Raw genomic sequence first — 1,140 nt, forward strand, 5'->3', positions numbered from 1 at the left:
CCACACCAAGGAGATCTGGGAGGAGACGATCGCCGAGTTCCCGAAGATGTGGCTCCAGGACGAGTACGAGGGCTTCCAGGGCAAGCACTGGCAGCTCCCGCCGCGCAAGATCCTGCCGAAGCCGTACGGGACGTCGCACCCGGCGATGTGGTACGCGGCCGGGTCCCCGGCGTCGTACGCCATGGCCGCGAAGAAGGGGCTCGGCGTGCTCGGCTTCAGCATCCAGAAGGTCGCCGACATGGAGTGGGTGCTGGAGCAGTACAAGACGGCGGTCGCGGACGCCGAGCCGGTGGGGGAGTTCGTCAACGACAACGTGATGGTGACGACGACGGCGATCTGCGCGCCGACCCACGCGGAGGCCATCGGGATCGCGGTGAACGGCGGGCTGCACTATCTGCCCTCGCTGGTCTTCCGCTACCACGACACGTTCCCGCGCCCCGAGGGCTTCCCCGTGTGGCCCGAGACGCTGCCCCCGTACACCCCGGAGTTCGTGGAGCTGCTGATCGAGGAGGAGCTGCTGATCTGCGGCGACCCCTCGGAGGTGCGGCGGCAGTGCGAGCGGTGGCGGCAGGCGGGCGCGGACCAGCTCAGCTTCGGGCTGCCGGTGGGGGTGCCGAAGGAGGAGACGCTCCAGACGATCAGGCTGATCGGCGAGCACGTGATCCCGGAGATCGACACGGACCCGGTGCACCGGACGTCGCGGTTCCGGCAGGCGGTCTGAGGGGGCCCGGAAGCATGCTCGATCACCTCATCAAGGACGTCACCGTCGTCGACGGCACCGGCGGCCCCGCCTACGTGGCCGACGTCGGCATCCGCGACGGCCGGATCGCCGCCCTCGGCCGGATCGACGCCGAGGCCCGCACCGGCGAGGACGCCCGGGGGCTCGTACTCACCCCGGGGTTCGTCGATCCGCACACCCACTACGACGCCCAGCTGTTCTGGGATCCGTACGCCACGCCCTCCCTCAGCCACGGGGTGACGACCGTGGCCGCCGGGAACTGCGGGTTCACGCTCGCGCCGCTGCACCCCGGCCGCCCCGAGGACGCCGACTACACCCGGCGGATGCTGTCCAGGGTGGAGGGCATGTCCCTGGTCGCGCTGGAGCAGGGCGCGCCCTGGAACTGGCACACCTTCGGGGAC

At 70.8% G+C, this 1,140-nt stretch carries 2 protein-coding genes; both read left to right on the plus strand.

All coding sequences use genetic code 11. The features are described from left to right. A partial coding sequence (locus ABTZ59_RS37225) for an LLM class flavin-dependent oxidoreductase (RefSeq protein ID WP_351426061.1) occupies window positions 1-721 on the plus strand: 721 nt, incomplete at its 5' end. 14 nt (window positions 722-735) lie between these two features. Further along, window positions 736-1,140 (plus strand): amidohydrolase family protein (locus ABTZ59_RS37230; protein ID WP_351426066.1); only part of this gene is annotated, 405 nt, incomplete at its 3' end.

It is taken from the genome of Streptomyces sp. NPDC094034, assembly GCF_040303865.1.
Taxonomy (GTDB): domain Bacteria; phylum Actinomycetota; class Actinomycetes; order Streptomycetales; family Streptomycetaceae; genus Streptomyces.